Source organism: Streptosporangium sp. CA-115845, assembly GCF_050943795.1.
GTDB lineage: Bacteria > Actinomycetota > Actinomycetes > Streptosporangiales > Streptosporangiaceae > Streptosporangium.
Genome location: NZ_CP191988.1, coordinates 1,778,193 through 1,794,321 on the forward strand (window position 1 = coordinate 1,778,193; position 16,129 = coordinate 1,794,321).

The following is a 16,129-nucleotide window of genomic DNA, read 5'->3' on the forward strand; positions in this document are numbered from 1 at the left end:
GTACAAACAGCCGAGATGGGGATGACGGCTTCTGCCAGGGGGTCACCCCGGCGTCAACGAGCCCGGATGATCTCGTCGAGCTGGCCTTTCATGGAGGCGACAACGTCGTCGCCGACCTCCTCGAAGGGCGGGGTGAGCGCATTGGAGACCGCACTGGCGATCACCAGGCTCACCTGGTTGTAGTTGGCACTGGTGGGCCTGGGGCGAGCGGAGAGGATGCTCTGCTTCAGGACCGGCAGGTAGGGGAAACGCTTGATCAGAGCGGGGTCGTCGTACAGTTCGGCCCATACGGGCGGGAACGAGCCGTCGGCGAGCACCCGCCGCTGGTTCTCCAGGCCGGTGAAGTAGCGGATGAACTCGGTGGCCGACTTCTGCCGTTTGGAGAAGGCGCTCACCGCGAGGTTGTAGCCGCCGAGCGAGCCGGTGCCGGGGCCGTCGAGGCCGGGCAGCCGGGTCACCCCGAACTTTCCGGCGACCGCCGAGGCGGTGGCCGGTCCGTAGGCGTGCGGCCAGTTGCGGGCGAAGGCCAGCCGTCCCTCCTCGAAGGCGAGCTGCGCCTCGTCCTCCTTGAAGGAGAGCGACTCCTGCGGGATCCAGCCCTCCCGGAACCCGTCCACCAGGAAGTCCAGGCCGGCCTTGGCCTTGGCCACGTCCATGGTCACCGTGGTGCCGTCCTGGTTGAGGATCTGCCCGCCCGCGGACTGCACGGCCTCGGTGAAGTTGACGGTCAGACCCTCGTAGGCCAGGAACTGGCCCGCGTAGCCGCCGATGTCGTACCTGGTGTGCAGGGTGCGCGCCTGCGTGCGCAGTTCGTCCCAGGTCTTCGGTGGTTTGAACCCCTCCTTGGCCAGCAGGTCCTTGCGGTAGTAGAGCAGCCCGGCGTTGCTGGTGTAGGGCACCGCCCAGAGCTTGTCCCGATAGATCGCCGTGTCGACGACCGGCGGCAGGAACCGGTCGAGCGGGAACATCGAGCGCTCCAGCGGCAGGATCCAGCCGGCGTCGGCGAACTCCGCGGTCCAGATCACGTCCAGCCCGATCACGTCGTATCGGTCGCTTTTGGCCTGGAGGTTGGCGACCATCTGTGCCCGCTGCTCGTCGGCCGCCTCGGGGAGTTCGAGCAGGGTCGCCCGCTCCTCGGGGTGGGCCTGGTTCCAGCGGTCGAGCAGCGGCTGCAGGTAGGCGGTCGCGGGGCGCCCGATCACCAGGGTGAACGGGCCGGTTCCGCCGAACCGCTCGCTCTCCTGCGTGCCGGCCGCCGAGCACCCCGCCACGAGAAGCATGGCGAGCACGACGGGGATGAGTCGGCGCACCGTGACCTCCCGATTTCCAGTTGATTACATACATGTTAGGTAGATGCATGCATGTTATGCATAGCGATAACATCACCGTCAACGGATAAACCCGTAACGCTCACGTAACGAGCTCTTCGAGGAGGTGGGGCGTGCGGCTGATGCTGCTGGCGCTCCTCGCGAAGGAACCTGCCCACGGCTACGAGCTCAAACAGGCGCTTGAACAGATCTTCGGGAGCGCCTACCCTTCACCGAACATCGGGCAGATCTACGTCACGCTCGGCCGCCTGGAAAAGGACGGTCTGGTGCGCGCCGTGGACGTCGCGCAGTCCAACCGGCCGAACAAGAAGGTCTACCACCTGACGGCCGGGGGCCGCGAGATCCTCGACACCTGGGTGGACGAACCCACCGAGGGGCCCAGGGTCAGGGACGAGTTCTTCATGAAGCTCGTGCTCGCCCCGATGACCGGCATCGCCGACAGGATGGCGATGATCAACCGCCAGCGTCGTCACTACCTGGGACTCATGCGCGACCTCAACGAACTCGCGGAGCGGACCGACCCGAACAATCGTGTCGCGCTCCTGCTGGTCGAGGGGGCCATGCTGCACCTCCAGGCCGACCTCGACTGGCTCGAACGCTGCCAGGAGGACCTGAGTTGACGTCTCCCGTGGTCGACACAGTCAACCTTGTCAAGATCTACCAGGACGGTGGGGTACCGGTGCCCGCCGTGCGGGGGGTCGACCTGCGGGTGAGCGCGGGGGAGTTCGTGGCGGTCATGGGGCCGTCGGGTTCCGGCAAGTCCACGCTGGTCCACATGATCGGCGGTCTGGAGAGCAGGACCAGCGGCGAGATCTGGCTCGACGGGCAGCGGGCCGACACGCTGAACGAGAGCGCCTGGGCGCTGCTCCGCCGCCGGAAGATCGGCTTCGTCTTCCAGTTCTTCAACCTCGTCGCCAACATGACCGTGGCCGACAACGTCGAGCTGCCCGCGCTGCTGGCCGGGGTCAGCGCGCGCGAGGCCCGCCGGCGCCGCGAGTACCTGCTCGGCGAGCTCGGCCTGACCGCGCGCGCCGACGCAGCCCCCGCCCAGCTCGCCGGGGGCGAGCAGCAGCGGGTCGCGCTGGCCCGCGCGCTGGCCAACAAGCCGAGCCTGCTGCTCGCGGACGAGCCCACCGGCAACCTCGACAGCCGCAACACCCGCGACGTCCTGCGCCTGCTCGGCGAGGTCCATCGCGAGGGCCAGACCGTGATCATGGTCACCCATGACGCCCGGGTGGCGAGCCTGGCCGACCGGGTGGTCTCCCTCCTGGACGGGCAGATCGTCGACGACGGCGGTGCCGGCCTGGTCCGCCGCCGTCCCAGGGGCAACGCGGGCGACGTCGTCGAGCTGAGAGGCTGACCGATGCCCCTGCCGCCGGGGACCTTTCGACCCGTGCTCCCGAACGCCGCCGGGTGGGCCGTGCGGACCCGGATCCGGGGGGTGTCGCGGTGAGCACCGCCCGCGCCTCCTACAGGTGGATCCGGGCCGACCTCAGGGCACGCAGGGCGCAGGCGCTGCTGACGGTGCTGGCCGTGGCGGGGATCGTCACGGCGCTGATCACCTCCGCGACCCTGCTGGAGGACGGTACCAACCCGTGGCGGAGCCTGTTCGCCGAGTCCAGGGGTGCGCATGTGTGGATACACACCAGGGACGCCCCCGAGGCGGCCGCGCTGGCGAGACTCCCCGGCGTGGTCCAGGTCGCCGGCCCCTACCGGTCGGCTCCGGTCACGCTCACCCTGGACGGGAAGAAGTCGCCGGTGGCGCTGCGGGAGATGTCCGCGACGCCACCGAGGGTCGCCGTCCCGCTGATCCGTGAGGGGCGCCCGCTCCGCCCCGGCGACACCGACGGCGTGGTCGTCGAGCGCTCCTTCGCCAGGGCGCTCGACCTGAGGGTGGGCGGCCCCTTCCCGGTGACGGGGCTCAACGGCGCCACCCACCCGCTCATCGTGGTCGGCCTGGCCGACAGCACCGACCAGGGCTTCTACCCCGAGTGGACGCCCGGCCTGGCCTGGACGCTCGCGCCGGTCCTGGCCAGGGTCGAGCCCGCGCTGGGCCGCAGCGAGTCGGTCACCGGGCTGCGCCTGGCCGACGGCGAGGCCACGCTGCCCGCCGTCCACGGCGCCGTCACCCTCCTGGAGGGGCAGATCCAGCGGATGTCCACCTGGCGCGAGGTCCGCGCCTCGATGGAGCTGGACAACCGGTTGCTCGGCCTGCTGCTCGCGCTGTTCGGCATCGCCGGGCTGGTCGCCGCCGCGCTCGCCATCGCCAACGTGGTGGGCGGCCGGGTGCTGACCCAGACCCGTGACATCGCCACCCTCAAGTCCCTCGGCTACACCCGGGGCCAGGTCTTCGCCGTGCTCATGGCCGAGCACGGCGCGCTCGGCTTGCTCGGCATCGTCATCGGGCTTCTGTGCGGTCAGGTCGCCGCCTCGTTCGTCCTGGACGGGGTGCCGATCCTGCCGCTCTCGCCGGGCCCGCTGCTCGCCATCGTCGGCGGCACCGCCGCGGTGGTCTGTGTGGCGGTGGCCCTGCCGGCCTGGCGTGGCGGGCGCACCCCTCCCCTCCCCGCGGCTCCGGCGGCGCCGCTCCGGGGGCACCTGTCGCGCCTGGCGCGGCTGGCGCTGCTGCTGCGGCTGCCGCCCGCCCTGGTCCTGGGCACCCGCGACGCCTTCACCAGGCGGGTCCCGGCGTTCCTGAGCATCTTCGGCGTCGCGATCCCGATGATGATGATCACCATCGGGCTCGGCTGCTGGGCCACCCTGGACGACTTCCTCCGTCACCCCGAGCAGGTGGGCCAGGCGGCGGCGCTCACGGTGCGCCCGGACAAGCTACCGGCCGACGAGGCACTCAGGATCGCCAGGGCCGACCCCGAGGTGCTGGCCGCCTATCCCGGTGCCGAGGTGCTCGCCCTGGAGCCCGAGCAGACCAGGAGCGTGCTGGCCCGCGCCGCGGGCACCTCGACCGAGCCGTACCCGTTCTCGGTGGTCGAGGGCCGGATGTACGCCGCCAGGGGAGAGGCGGTCGCCGGACAGGGGCTGCTCGACCTGCTGGGGGTGCGGATCGGCGACCGGGTCCGGCTGACCGTGGGCGGCACCCCGCTGATCGTGCACCTGGTGGGCCGGGTGGTGGAACCGGACCAGGACGGGGAGGTGCTCTCCTTCGGCATCGACAGCCTCGCGGCCAAGGACGCGGTGCCGCCGCAGTTCTACAGCCTGGTGCTCAGGCCGGGCGCGGACCCGGCCGAGGTCCGGGCGCGGCTGCTGGCCGCCTCGGGAGAGGCCCTTGAGGTGCACCGGGTGGTCAACCCGGCGGAGCGGCTCGCGATCATCCGGGTGGTGATCGTGGCGCTGATCGGCGTGCTCGCCCTGCTGGGCCTGGCCAACCTCCTCACGGCCGGTGCCCTGGGCCTGCGCGACCACGCCTTCGATCTCGCGGTGCTCAAGGCCATGGGCCTCACGCCCAGGCAGGTGGCCGCCACCCTGGTCACCGGGACCGGCCTGCTGATCGTGCTGGGTGTGGTCGCGGGCACCGCGGCCGGGGCCTCGCTGGTCAGCGGGCTGATCGACCTGCAGGGCCACACCAGCGGCGTCGGCGCCGGCATCGGCCGTACGCCCTCGGCCCTGACGCTCGCCGTCGCGGTGCTCGTCGCGGTCGGTTCCGCCCTGCTGGTGACGCTGATCCCGGCGGGCCGCGCGGCCCGCGCCCAGGTCCCGGTAACGGCCAGATAGCCCCGGGACACGCGTCCCGGGGCCACCCTCGAAAGCCGTCCTCAGGGCTTGAGCGAGAACCAGTAGAAACCGTGACCCGGCAGGGTCAGCAGGTACGGCAGGGCGCCCACCGCGGGGAAGTGCACCCCGCCCCTGGCCTCGACGGGGGTCATCCCCGCGAAGCGGCGCAGGTCGAGCTCGACCGGCTGCGGGTACTTCGACAGGTTGTTGACGCAGAGCATCAGGTCGTCCCCGTCCTCACGGACGAAGCTGAGCACCGCCGGGTTGCTGGACCACAGCTCGTTGTAGACGCCGGTGCCGAAGACCGGGTGTTCACGGCGGATCGCCAGCATGTTCCTGGTGAAGTGGAGCAGCGAGGCGGGGTTCCGCTGCTGCGCCTCCACGTTGACCGCCTGGTAGCCGTAGATCGGGTCCATCACGGCGGGCAGGTAGAGGCGTCCGGGATCGGCCGTGGAGAAGCCCGCGTTGCGGTCGGGGCTCCACTGCATCGGGGTGCGGACCGCGTCGCGGTCCTCCAGCCAGATGTTGTCACCCATGCCGATCTCGTCGCCGTAGTACATGACCGGGGAGCCGGGCAGCGAGAGCAGCAGCGCGGTGAACAGCTCGATCTGGTCGCGGTCGTTCTCCAGCAGCGGGGCGAGGCGGCGCCGGATGCCGAGGTAGGCCCGCATGCGCGGGTCCTTGGCGTACTCGGAGTGCATGTAGTCGCGCTCCTCCTCGGTGACCGTCTCAAGCGTCAGCTCGTCGTGGTTACGGAGGAAGATGCCCCACTGGGCGCTCTCGGGGAGCTTCGGGGTCCGCGACATGATCTCGGAGATCGGCTCGCGGCTGCCCCGCCGCACGCCCATGAAGATGCGCGGCATGAGCGGGAAGTGGAAGGCCATGTGGCACTCGTCACCGCCGACCGCGGGGTCGCCGAAGTACTCGACCACGTCCTCGGGCCAGCCGTTGGCCTCGGCCAGCAGCACCCGGTCGGGGTAGAGGCGGTCGACCTCGGCGCGGACCTTCTTCAGGTAGGCGTGGGTCTCCGGCAGGCCGGAGCAGTCGGTGCCCTCGCGCTCGAAGAGGTAGGGCACCGCGTCGAGGCGGAAGCCGTCGATGCCCAGGTCCAGCCAGAAGCGCAGGACCTCCAGCATGGCCTCCTGGACCGCCGGGTTCTCGTAGTTCAGGTCCGGCTGGTGGTGGAAGAAGCGGTGCCAGTAGTACTGCTTGCGGATCGGGTCGTAGGTCCAGTTGGACTCCTCGGCGCCGATGAAGATGATCGGCGCGTCGGGGTAGCCGGTCGGGCTGTCCGACCAGACGTAGAAGTCGCCGTACGGGCCCTCGGGGTCGTGCCGGGACGCCTGGAACCAGGGGTGCTTGTCACTGGTGTGGTTCATCACCAGGTCGGTGATGATGCGCAGGCCCCGCCGGTGCGCCGACTCGATCAGCTCCACGAAGTCTCCGAGATCGCCGAAGTCCGGAAGGATCTTCATGTAGTCGGAGATGTCGTAACCGCCGTCACGCAGGGGGGACTCGTACAGCGGGAGCAGCCACAGGCAGTCGACGCCGAGCCACTGGACGTAGTCCAGCTTCTCGATGAGGCCGCGCAGGTCACCCGTGCCGTCGCCGTTGGAGTCCTTGAACCCGCGGACCAGCACCTCGTAGAAGACCGCGCGCTTGTACCACTGGGGGTCGGCCGAGACGAAGTCCTCGGCGACGGACTCCGGGGAAGGGGAGGGGAGGGGGGATGGGTTCATCGTGTTCTCGCTCACGGTGATAAAGGGCAGGACGAAGTCACCGGATGCTCCGGCTGATGATGTTTGGTGACCGCGCCGGCGGGAGCCGTCATCCCCACGAGCTCCATGGCCACGGACAGGCCGAATTTGTGATTCGGGGCCATCCGTTGTGGCGCTTTCTGGGCCGAACACTACCAGCCGAGTGAACCCCTCGAAGCCCCCTTGGCGTGGTACGCCGCCCCCGCCCCACGGAATCGCGGCGCGCATCGCGCCATGCCCGCGTAATCGCCGCGTCGCTTACCGTTTTCCTGCCTGAAACACGACCCGCCCCAACGAGGTGACCTCGGCTTATGCCCGCGGACCCGGCCGGGGCGCGCGCGGTGCGGCGGGGACGCGCTCCGGCCTTCTCGAAGGGGTGGCCGAGCCCGATTCCGGGGGCGCGCGAAAACTCCGCGGGGCCGTGTGGTAGGGCCCCGGCGGACGGAGGGCGTCAGGGGGTCAGTTCCAGGGCGGGCTGAGGTCGGGGAGGCGGTCCTGGTAGTCGCCGAGCCAGGCGCCGAACAGCACCAGGCCGCGCACCCAGAAACGGTCGTTCCAGCCGTTGAACCGCGTCAGGCCGTCGGGGCCCTCGGCGATCACGGTGTGCAACTGCTCGGAGAGCAGCGAGGGCACGGCGCCGGCGACGAGGGTGAGCATCCGGTGGCCGTACTCCCTGGCGGGCGCGGCGGCCGAGCGGAGCGGGACCCGCGCCAGTGGCTGCTTGACCACGTTGGTGGAGGGCAGCGCGGCCACCCGCGGGTTGGCCGCGTACAGCAGCTCGCGGTAGAAGCGCCCCTGGTCCTTGCGGTTCACCCCGACGGAGAGCGCCGCGTCGAAGAAGTCGGGGTGCATGAACGGCGCCGTGAACGAGACCTCGGGGCCGACCAGGTTGACCGGGGAGCGGGCGATGCCCCGCGCCGTCCTGGTGTGCAGGACCGACAGCGGCAGCTCCGCCCGGTGGCCGTTGAGCATGGAGGTCGACTGGGTGAAGGCGTGCCCGACGCTGTCGGTGATCCACTCTTCCGCCCGCTCCGACAGGAAGGGCGTGGAGGAGGAGCCCAGCGCCAGCGAGCCGAGCAGCGCGGCCTTGCGCTCGGCCTGGCCGGAGGCCTCCAGTGCGGCCCCGCTGACCATGAAGTTCTTCAGCAGCGGCCCCCCGGCCAGCCCGTCGACCAGGGTCCGCCCGGCCCGGTGCACCTCGCGGGCGAAAGGGGTGTACCAGGCGTGGTGCGGGGTGAGGAACTCCAGCCGCCGCGCCGCGGCCAGCGCGTCGTCGGGATAGGCGGCGGCGTCCTGGGGGATCACCCGGTGGCGCACGCCCAGCTCGTGGGTTATCGCCTTGGCGAAGACGATGTCGGTGTCGGTGCCGTCGTCGGGGCTGGTCGTCCACGACTCCACGTCGGCGCCGCGGGCCACCGCCACCGAGCAGAGCAGCCGCGAGTCGTAGCCGCCGCTGACCGGTACGAGCAGCGGGCGCCCGTCGAGTTCCTTGTAGACCTCGTGCAGGATCTCCAGGATCTCCCCGGCGGTCCTGCCCGCCTCGTACGGCTCCTCGCGCAGCCATCGGGGCAGCATCCGCTCGACGGAGATCCGGCCCGACGCCCGGTCGAAGACCAGCGCGCTCGCCCCGGCCAGCCGCTTCACCTGCGTGTACGGGGTGTCGTCGCGCAGCGGGAAGGTGAGCTGGATGATCGAGGCCCAGGCGTCCCAGTTGATCTCGTACGGGGTGCGCGCCAGGGAGAGCAGCGGTTCGAGCAGCGAGGAGAAGTAGAGCGCCCCGCCGCGGAACAGGTAGTAGACGTCCACGAGGCCGAGGCCGCCGGCGTGCAGGGTGATCCGCTCGCCGTCGTCGATCAGGCCGGGCGTCTCGTAGGTCTCGGCCACAGTGATCCACTGCGCGTTCCAGGGGGCCGCCCCGTCGGGCTTGCGCTCCCCCCAGGCGAAGGCCCAGCCGCGCTCGTCCCGCCGGTAGGGCGGCAGCGGGGAGGAGCTGAACAGGGCCGCGTCCTGGCTCTGGAGGGCGGGTCTGACCCGCGGTCCCGCCCCGCGCAGCGTCTCCAGGACCGCCTCGTCGAGGTGCCCGATGCCGCCGCAGACGTACGGCCTCACATTGAACGTCGGCCACTGCACCGTACTGACTCCTCTGTGTCGCGATTGAGCAAAGGGTATCCTTTCGCCCGGCTGAGGAAACGGAGGACGGCGTGGCGGGCGACCAACTCGAAAGCACACGGCAGGCGTTACGGGAGGCGGTGGCACACGCGGAAAGGGCTTCCGAGCTGGCCCGTCTGCTTGACGCGGCACAGGCCAAGATCGCTGACGCGGAGCGGGTGGCCGAAGAACTGCGTGGGGTGCGAGAACTTCTCAGCGAGACCGAGGAGCGACTGGAGGCGGCGAACGCGGCCGAGGAGAAGCTCCGCAAGGACCTGGCGGAGCAGCGTTACCAGGCCGAGGTGGCCAGGTGGAAGCTCTCCTCGGTGCAGGTGGCCCGCTGGTCCCGGCTCGGTGACGCGATCAAGACGGGCAAGAGCAACCCGGTGCGGCTGGCGCGTGGCCTGCGCGGGGCGGCCAAGCCCGCCAAACGCCCGACCGCTCCCAAGCGCCAGCCGGTGCCGCGCAAGAGCGGCGACAAGGCGGTGCTGCCCGGCGCGTCCTTCCAGGCCACCAGTTCCGTCAGAACCGTCGGCGGCAGGTCGGTCAAGCTCAAGCCGTTTCGCGTCCCGACCGGGCCGAACACCCGCCCGCACCTGACCGCCGCGGTGATCGCCTCACCGCACGGCGAGGCACTGCTGCGCTACGAGTGGCGCCAGAGCACCGGCTTCACGCCCAAGGACTTCGCCCGGGTGCTGGCGGCGGAGGTCCCGCACCTGCTGCTGGTCGAGTCGGTGACCGAGGGGCCGTGGGCACCGGAGCTGCGCCGGCCGGGCCAGGGACTGCGCGCCCTGCTGTCCTGGTGCGCGGAGCGGGGCATCCGCACGGTCTTCTGGCACACCGGGGGCGAGGCCGCCGGATTCGTCGCCGCGGCCAGGCTGTTCGAGCACGTGGTGACCGCGCTGCCCAAGTCCGTGGGGGCCTGGGGCGCCGCGCTGGCGGCCCAGGAGCCCGAGCCGGGCCGCCGGGCGCCCTCGCTGGGAATCCTGCCCTTCGCCATCCAGCCACGCGTGCACAACCCGCTGCCGCTGGCCGGAGACCGGTTCGAGCGGGTGCTCTCGCTGGAGGAGCTGCTCCCCGGGCACCTGTCGTATCCGGACGTGCTCACCTCCTACCGCTGGCCCGTCGCGGTCGACTGCCCGCCGGGCACCGAGCCCTGGCGGATGGCCGAGCTGGCCGCCTGTGGAACCTCCATCGGCACCGAGCCCGACCCGCGCCGGGCCCACCTGGCGCTCCGCCAGGCGTACGCCTCGGGCACGATGACCAACAAGGTCGACGATCTGCTGGACGCGGTCGGCCTGCCCAGCGGCCGGGCCACCCTGAACATCTCGGTGATCATGATCGACCGGGGCGACCTGGACTACACGCTGGCCCAGGTCGCGCCACAGAAGGGCGTCGTCCAGCTGGTGCTGCTCTCGGACGTCCCCGACGCCGCCGCGCGGGCCCGCGCCGCGCTGCCCGACCAGGTGCACGTCACGGTACGCCGCCCCGACCCCGGCCTCACCACGGGCGGCATGCTCAACCGCGCCCTCGACCTGTGCCAGGGGGACCTGGTGGCGGTCATGGACGCCCGTGACCGGTACGGAGAGCACTACCTGACCGATCTCAGCCGGGCGTTCCTGTTCGCGAGCGCCGACATCGTCGGCAAGGCGGCCTACTACGCCCACCTGCGTGACGTCGCGGCGACGGTGCTGCGCCAGCCCTCGGCGGAGTACTCCTACCTCCCCGACGTCGCGGGGGCCACCCTGCTGGCCCGCCGTACGGTGCTGCGCGGCATCGGCTTCGCCGACGTCTCGGAGAACTGGGCCGACGTGCTGATGCGCCAGTGCCGCGCGGACGGGATCAAGGTCTTCTCCGCGGATCGCTTCGGCTATGTCTGCCTCCGTGACCGCGACCGCTGGCTGCTCGGCTCGGCCCAGCTCGTCGACTACGGTCCGGCCGACCCGCACGCGCTGATCTGAGCGCGTACGTCCGGAGTCTAGGCTGATCCGATGAGGCCAGGCGTGCTCGGTGAGGTCCTCGGCCTGCCGCCGATCCCCAAGGGGACGTGGGCCGAGGAGGCGATCTACGTCTCCCCGGCCGCGCTGCGCCGGGGAGAGGATCCGGAGAGGACAGCCGACCGGCTCCGCGCGCTGCCGGGCGTCGCGGCCGTCCGGGTGTCGGCCGGCGGTTTTCTGGAGATCACGGTGTCCGTGCCCGGCGAGCTCGTCACGGAGATCGGCGGGCCCGTTCCACCCGTCACGGGCACGTCCCCGTGGGACGACCTCCCCAGGACGTGGGCCAACCCCGGGTTCGTCGTCAGGTACGCGCACGCACGGGCGGTCGCCGTGCAGCGCTGGGCGGTGGAGCTGGGCGTCGGCGGGGCCTTCAGGCCCGAACTGCTCGACGACCGTAGGGACAGGGCGGTGCTCAGGTCGCTGGCCGAGGTGCACGGCAGGCGGGTGAGCCGGGATCCCGGGTGGGCCGCCTACGCCGAACACCTGGCCCTGGCCTACCACGACGCCTTCGAGGGGGCCGCCGCGCTCCCCGCCGGTGACGAGGAGCCGTCGGAGCTGCACACCGCCCGGGTACGCCTGGCGCGGGCGGTACGGGACGTGCTGGCCGAGGTGCTGGCGGCGCTTGGCGAGACGGCTCCCGACAGGTTGTGATAGACCCTCTCAAAGAAGATCAAAAGGATCAGGAGAGCGGCGAATGGGCGGTCCCCGCGACTGGGAGGCGTACGAGCCACGCCGCCCCGGGATGATCCGACGGGTGCTGCCGATGCTGCTCGCCTTCGCGGTGATCCTCGGCGGGCTCGCCTATCTGGGAGGCGACCTGCGCGAACTCCTCGGAACCGCGCCAGGCTCGCCCCGCTCGGCCGCGGCGACGCACCGCCTGTACGAGGAGACGGGGCCGATCGACGCCCGCTGCGGCACGCTCCCGCGAAACCTCGACGCCGACGCCCGCGCGTCGCTGAAGGCCCTCGCCGGATGCCTGGACCGGATGTGGGCGGACACCCTGGCGAAGGCGGGCATCGACTACGCGCCGCCGGAGGAGGTGCGGCTGATCGCCGTCCCCGAGGCGGCCGCGTGCGGGATCGACGACTACGACTGGGCCGGGATCTACTGTCCCGACTCCCGCGTCGTCAACGTGCTGGTCGAGGACGAACCGGCCTTCCCGATGATGTTCACGCTCGCCCACGAGTACGCCCATCACGTTCAGGAGGTCAGCGGGATCGCCGACCAGAGAGGTTCCGAGGCCTTCGACGAGGCGTGGTCGCGGCGGCTCGAACTCCAGGCGGACTGCCTGGCGGCGGCGACGCTGCGCGTCGCCACACCGCGCCGGCTGGAGAGCCTGCGCGGCTTCGCCGGGCATGATTCCGGCGCCGAGGACGACGCGGAGGCGGGCTACCGGCAGTCGCACGGCTCGGGCGCCAGCAGCGCCGAGTGGATGCGGCGCGGTCAGGAGGGCGGCACGGTGGCGTCCTGCAACACCTGGGGCGCTCCCGACGAGCGGGTCTCCTGAGGATTCTGCCGCGGCGCGACATTAAAATATGTCGCCAAAGTGGTCAATAACGTAAAAAATTCGCGCGTTCGAGGGCGATCGCGTCTCGATAGGTGGGCAATCGTCTCAGGGGGATCACCGGGTCCGATAGCCTCGATCGGGTGAGTCGATTCGCCCATCCCGCCGGTGACCGGCATGCCGAAGTGCTGCCCGAGGAGCGCCCTCCGCACGCACCCGCCGACCTGAACACGCTTGACCCGACCATCTGGCCGCGAACGTCGGGCCGAGCCGACGGCTCGATCACGATCGGCGGCGTGGACGTCAGGGATCTGGTCGCCGAGCACGGCACCCCGCTCTACGTGGTGGACGAGGAGGATTTCCGCTCCCGCTGCCGCGACTACGCCGGCGCGTTCTCCGGGGGCGAGGTCCACTACGCGGGCAAGGCGTTCCTGTGCCGCGAGGTCGCCCGCTGGATCATGCAGGAGGGCCTCGGCCTCGACGTGTGCAGCGCCGGTGAGCTCGCCGTCGCGCTCAGCGTCGGCTTCCCGCCCGAGCGGATCACCCTGCACGGCAACAACAAGTCGTCCGCCGAACTGGAGCGGGCCGTCGAGGCCGGTGTCGGGCACATCGTGGCCGACTCCTTCGAGGAGATCGCCCGCCTGGGTTTCCTCGCCGACAAGCACGGCAGGCGTCCCCGGGTGATGATCCGGGTCACCGTGGGCGTCGAGGCCCACACCCACGAGTTCATCGCGACCGCCCACGACGACCAGAAGTTCGGCTTCTCGCTGAGCTCCGGCGCGGCGGCGGAGGCGGCCAGGCGGATCCTCGCCCTGCCCCAGCTGGAACTCGTCGGCCTGCACTCCCACATCGGTTCCCAGATCACCGACACCGCGGGGTTCGAGGTGGCCGCGGGCCGCCTGGCCAAGCTCCTGGTGCAGATCAAGGACGAGCACGACGTCGTGCTGCCCGAGCTCGACCTCGGCGGCGGCTACGGCATCCCCTACGTCGACGGTGACATCGCGCTCGACGTCAAGGAGATCGCCGACAGTCTGCGGGAGATCGTCAGCAAGGTGGCCAGGACCGCCGGACTGCCGGTGCCCAAGCTCACCGTCGAACCCGGCAGGGGCATCGCCGGGCTCGCCGGGGTGACGCTCTACGAGGTCGGCACGATCAAGGACGTCGAGGGGCTGCGCACCTACGTCAGCGTCGACGGCGGCATGAGCGACAACCTCCGCACCGCCCTCTACGGGGCCGAGTACACCGCGCGCCTGGCCTCCCGGGAGAGCGCCGCGGAGCCGATGCTCTCCCGGATGGTCGGCAAGCACTGCGAGAGTGGCGACATCGTTGTGCGCGACCTGTGGCTCCCCGGCGACCTGGCCCCCGGCGACCTGGTCGCCGTCGCGGGCACCGGCGCCTACTGCCGCTCGCTCGCCAACAACTACAACTACCTCCCCAAGCCCGCCGTGGTCGCGGTCAGGGACGGGGTGTCCCGCGTGATCGTCCGCAGGGAGACCGAGGACGACCTGCTGAGAGGACAGCTGTGAAACGACCAGGAGCGGACGAGAAACCCGTGCGTGGCGTGGGCGAGAGGGGGCGTGATCGTATGGCGCTGAAAGTCGCACTTCTGGGATGCGGAGTCGTCGGCTCCCAGGTGGTCAGGCTGCTGCACGAGCAGGCCGACGACCTCGCCGCACGCATCGGGGCACCGCTGGAGCTCGCCGGGGTCGCCGTGCGGCGCCTGGGTCGCAGACGAGACGCCGACGTGGACCCCGCCCTGCTCACCACCGACGCCGAGGCCCTGGTCACCCGGGACGACATCGACATCGTCATCGAGGTGATCGGCGGAATCGAGCCGGCCAGGGCGCTCATCCTGGCCGCGCTGAACGGCGGCAAGTCCGTCGTCACGGCCAACAAGGCGCTGCTCGCCGAGGACGGCGCGACGGTCCACGCCGCGGCCAGGGCCGGCAACGCCGACCTCTACTTCGAGGCCGCCGTCGCGGGCGCGATCCCGCTGGTCCGCCCGTTGCGCGAGTCGCTCGCCGGGGATCACGTCCACCGGGTGCTCGGCATCGTCAACGGCACCACCAACTACATCCTCGACAAGATGGACTCCACCGGGGCCTCGTTCTCCGACGCGCTGGGGGAGGCCCAGGCGCTGGGCTACGCCGAGGCGGACCCCACCGCCGACGTGGAGGGCTTCGACGCCGCGGCCAAGGCCGCGATCCTCGCCGGGATCGCCTTCCACAGCCGGGTGACGGCCGCCGACGTGCACCGCGAGGGCATCACCGAGATCACGGCGGCGGACGTGGCCAGCGCCAAGGCCATGGGCTACGTCATCAAGCTGCTGGCGATCTGTGCCCGCTCGGAGGACGGCAGGTCGTTCGGCGTACGGGTGCATCCGGCGATGATCCCCAGGACGCATCCGCTGGCGGGGGTCCGTGAGGCGTACAACGCCGTGTTCGTCGAGGCGCAGTCCGCCGGCCAGCTCATGTTCTACGGCGCGGGCGCCGGCGGCGCACCGACCGCGAGCGCGGTGCTGGGCGACATCGTGGCCGTGGCCCGCAACGTGCTGGCGAGCACCCGGGGCCCTGCGGAGTCCACCTACGCGGACCTGACCGTGCACCCGATGGGCGAGACCGTCACGCGCTACCACGTCTCGCTGGACGTCGCCGACAAGCCCGGCGTGCTCGCCAGGGTCGCCGACATGTTCGCCAAGCAGGACGTCTCCATCCAGACCGTCCGTCAGGAGGGCCACGGCGCGGACGCTCAGCTCGTGCTGGTCACCCACCGGGCCAGCGACGCCGCGCTCTCGGCCACCATCGAGGGCCTGCGCGAGCTGGACATCGTCCGCGACGTGGTGAGCGTCATGCGGGTGGAGGGCGAGGACGCTCCTTAGTGCTCCATTCCTTTTTGAGCGGTCAGCTGAGACGTACCGTCAAGGCCCGATAGGGCAGTGCCGTAACCTCCGTTCTGGCGGACACCGCACGAAACGGTTGAGGAACGCGAGATCCGCAAACCGGCCGGCGCGCGACATGCTCCGGCCGGCTGGATCCGCAGAGCCCAGATCATCGCGCTGAGCTGAAAGCGGTTGCGGGTGCCGTGGGAAACGGCTCCCGGCCCGGCGGTTCGACAAAGACGTGCCAGGCCGTGAACACGGCGTACCCGGCGGGGGAAAGGCCGGGCCGCAGCCGGTCACCGTCTCCGCCTCGCCCGCGATCCAGGCCGTCTCGAAGTTCGTCGGCGGGTAGCGCGCGTTCAGCGCCGGCCGGACGCCTCGCGCCCTCATACGACATGCCGAGTGGGTCTCGGCCCTTTCTCCGGCCAGGATCGTGAACCCCGGCGCGACACAGGTCCGTATATTCCCCCTGGCTTTTTCGCCGTGTCCAGGGAGATCGGGACGACCGGCAGGGTGTTGAGTGCCAGACCGGTGAGTTACAAGTCAGCCGCAAGTAGCTGTTCGTAATGTCACGATCATTGCTGTTATCGTGATCATAACGGCCTGATCACGGACCAAGAGGTCAAGTGCCGGCTGGAGGTGCGGCGGGTCATGGCGGCCCGGATAGGCCACGCCCATCCGAAGTTCGGGACGGGGCGGTTTGAGTGAGTGCTCGCCGGGGCCGGACGCCCGGCCCCATTGAAAGAGACGAACGCGCCGGTCGGGCTCCAAGCCGTGACCGATCGGCT

11 protein-coding genes are annotated in these 16,129 nt (G+C 70.9%); 8 read left to right on the forward strand and 3 right to left on the reverse strand.

Features of this window, described 5'->3' with window-relative positions; genetic code table 11:
- Positions 1-53 precede the first annotated feature (53 nt).
- Complete coding sequence (locus ACQP0P_RS10420) at positions 54-1,310, reverse strand: ABC transporter substrate-binding protein (RefSeq protein WP_433374126.1); 1,257 nt, start codon at positions 1,308-1,310, stop codon at positions 54-56.
- 140 nt (positions 1,311-1,450) lie between these two features.
- Here ACQP0P_RS10420 and ACQP0P_RS10425 point away from each other — a divergent pair, with 140 nt between their 5' ends.
- The 3 genes from ACQP0P_RS10425 to ACQP0P_RS10435 all read left to right on the forward strand — a co-directional run bounded on the left by ACQP0P_RS10425 (position 1,451) and on the right by ACQP0P_RS10435 (position 5,057).
- The gene (locus ACQP0P_RS10425; RefSeq protein ID WP_433381793.1) at positions 1,451-1,948 is read left to right on the forward strand and encodes a PadR family transcriptional regulator; all 498 of its coding nucleotides are present in this window, start codon (positions 1,451-1,453) and stop codon (positions 1,946-1,948) included.
- Positions 1,945-2,688 (forward strand): ABC transporter ATP-binding protein, encoded by a 744-nt coding sequence (locus ACQP0P_RS10430; RefSeq protein ID WP_433374129.1) that lies wholly within the window; start codon positions 1,945-1,947, stop codon positions 2,686-2,688. The genes ACQP0P_RS10425 and ACQP0P_RS10430 overlap by 4 nt, the downstream gene beginning before the upstream one ends.
- Before the next feature lie 89 nt (positions 2,689-2,777).
- Positions 2,778-5,057: an ABC transporter permease gene (locus ACQP0P_RS10435; RefSeq protein ID WP_433374132.1), complete on the forward strand. Its 2,280-nt coding sequence runs from the start codon at positions 2,778-2,780 to the stop codon at positions 5,055-5,057.
- A 41-nt stretch (positions 5,058-5,098) separates the two neighbouring features.
- On the opposite strand, the gene treS is transcribed toward ACQP0P_RS10435, so the two are convergent.
- Entirely contained in the window at positions 5,099-6,796 is a 1,698-nt protein-coding gene (gene treS / locus ACQP0P_RS10440; RefSeq protein WP_433374135.1) for a maltose alpha-D-glucosyltransferase, read from the reverse strand.
- Between the two features lie 477 nt (positions 6,797-7,273).
- Positions 7,274-8,944, reverse strand: coding sequence for an asparagine synthetase B family protein (locus ACQP0P_RS10445; protein WP_433374138.1), 1,671 nt, complete (start codon positions 8,942-8,944; stop codon positions 7,274-7,276).
- Positions 8,945-9,015: 71 nt separating this feature from the next.
- Between ACQP0P_RS10445 and ACQP0P_RS10450 the strand changes: the two genes are divergently transcribed.
- The 5 genes from ACQP0P_RS10450 (at position 9,016) to ACQP0P_RS10470 (ending at position 15,341) form a co-directional block, all read left to right on the forward strand.
- A complete protein-coding gene (locus ACQP0P_RS10450) occupies positions 9,016-10,923 on the forward strand; it encodes a hypothetical protein (protein WP_433374141.1) in 1,908 nt (635 codons plus the stop codon).
- A 30-nt stretch (positions 10,924-10,953) separates the two neighbouring features.
- The gene (locus tag ACQP0P_RS10455; protein WP_433374155.1) at positions 10,954-11,610 is read left to right on the forward strand and encodes a DALR anticodon-binding domain-containing protein; all 657 of its coding nucleotides are present in this window, start codon (positions 10,954-10,956) and stop codon (positions 11,608-11,610) included.
- 43 nt (positions 11,611-11,653) lie between these two features.
- Positions 11,654-12,466, forward strand: a complete 813-nt coding sequence (locus ACQP0P_RS10460) for a neutral zinc metallopeptidase (RefSeq protein WP_433374160.1) — start codon at positions 11,654-11,656, stop codon at positions 12,464-12,466.
- 140 nt (positions 12,467-12,606) lie between these two features.
- The gene (gene lysA / locus ACQP0P_RS10465) at positions 12,607-13,989 is read left to right on the forward strand and encodes a diaminopimelate decarboxylase (protein WP_433374163.1); all 1,383 of its coding nucleotides are present in this window, start codon (positions 12,607-12,609) and stop codon (positions 13,987-13,989) included.
- Between the two features lie 59 nt (positions 13,990-14,048).
- Entirely contained in the window at positions 14,049-15,341 is a 1,293-nt protein-coding gene (locus ACQP0P_RS10470) for a homoserine dehydrogenase (RefSeq protein ID WP_433374166.1), read from the forward strand.
- The last annotated feature ends 788 nt before the right edge of the window (positions 15,342-16,129 follow it).

Bases quoted from the DNA above. Each gene is read 5' to 3' on its own strand.
- ACQP0P_RS10470 (WP_433374166.1), top strand. From the start codon at position 14,049: ATGGCGCTGAAAGTCGCACTTCTGGGATGCGGAGTCGTCGGCTCCCAG.
- ACQP0P_RS10455 (WP_433374155.1), top strand. From the start codon at position 10,954: ATGAGGCCAGGCGTGCTCGGTGAGGTCCTCGGCCTGCCGCCGATCCCC.
- ACQP0P_RS10460 (WP_433374160.1), top strand. From the start codon at position 11,654: ATGGGCGGTCCCCGCGACTGGGAGGCGTACGAGCCACGCCGCCCCGGG.
- treS (WP_433374135.1), bottom strand. From the start codon at position 6,796: ATGAACCCATCCCCCCTCCCCTCCCCTTCCCCGGAGTCCGTCGCCGAG.
- ACQP0P_RS10425 (WP_433381793.1), top strand. From the start codon at position 1,451: ATGCTGCTGGCGCTCCTCGCGAAGGAACCTGCCCACGGCTACGAGCTC.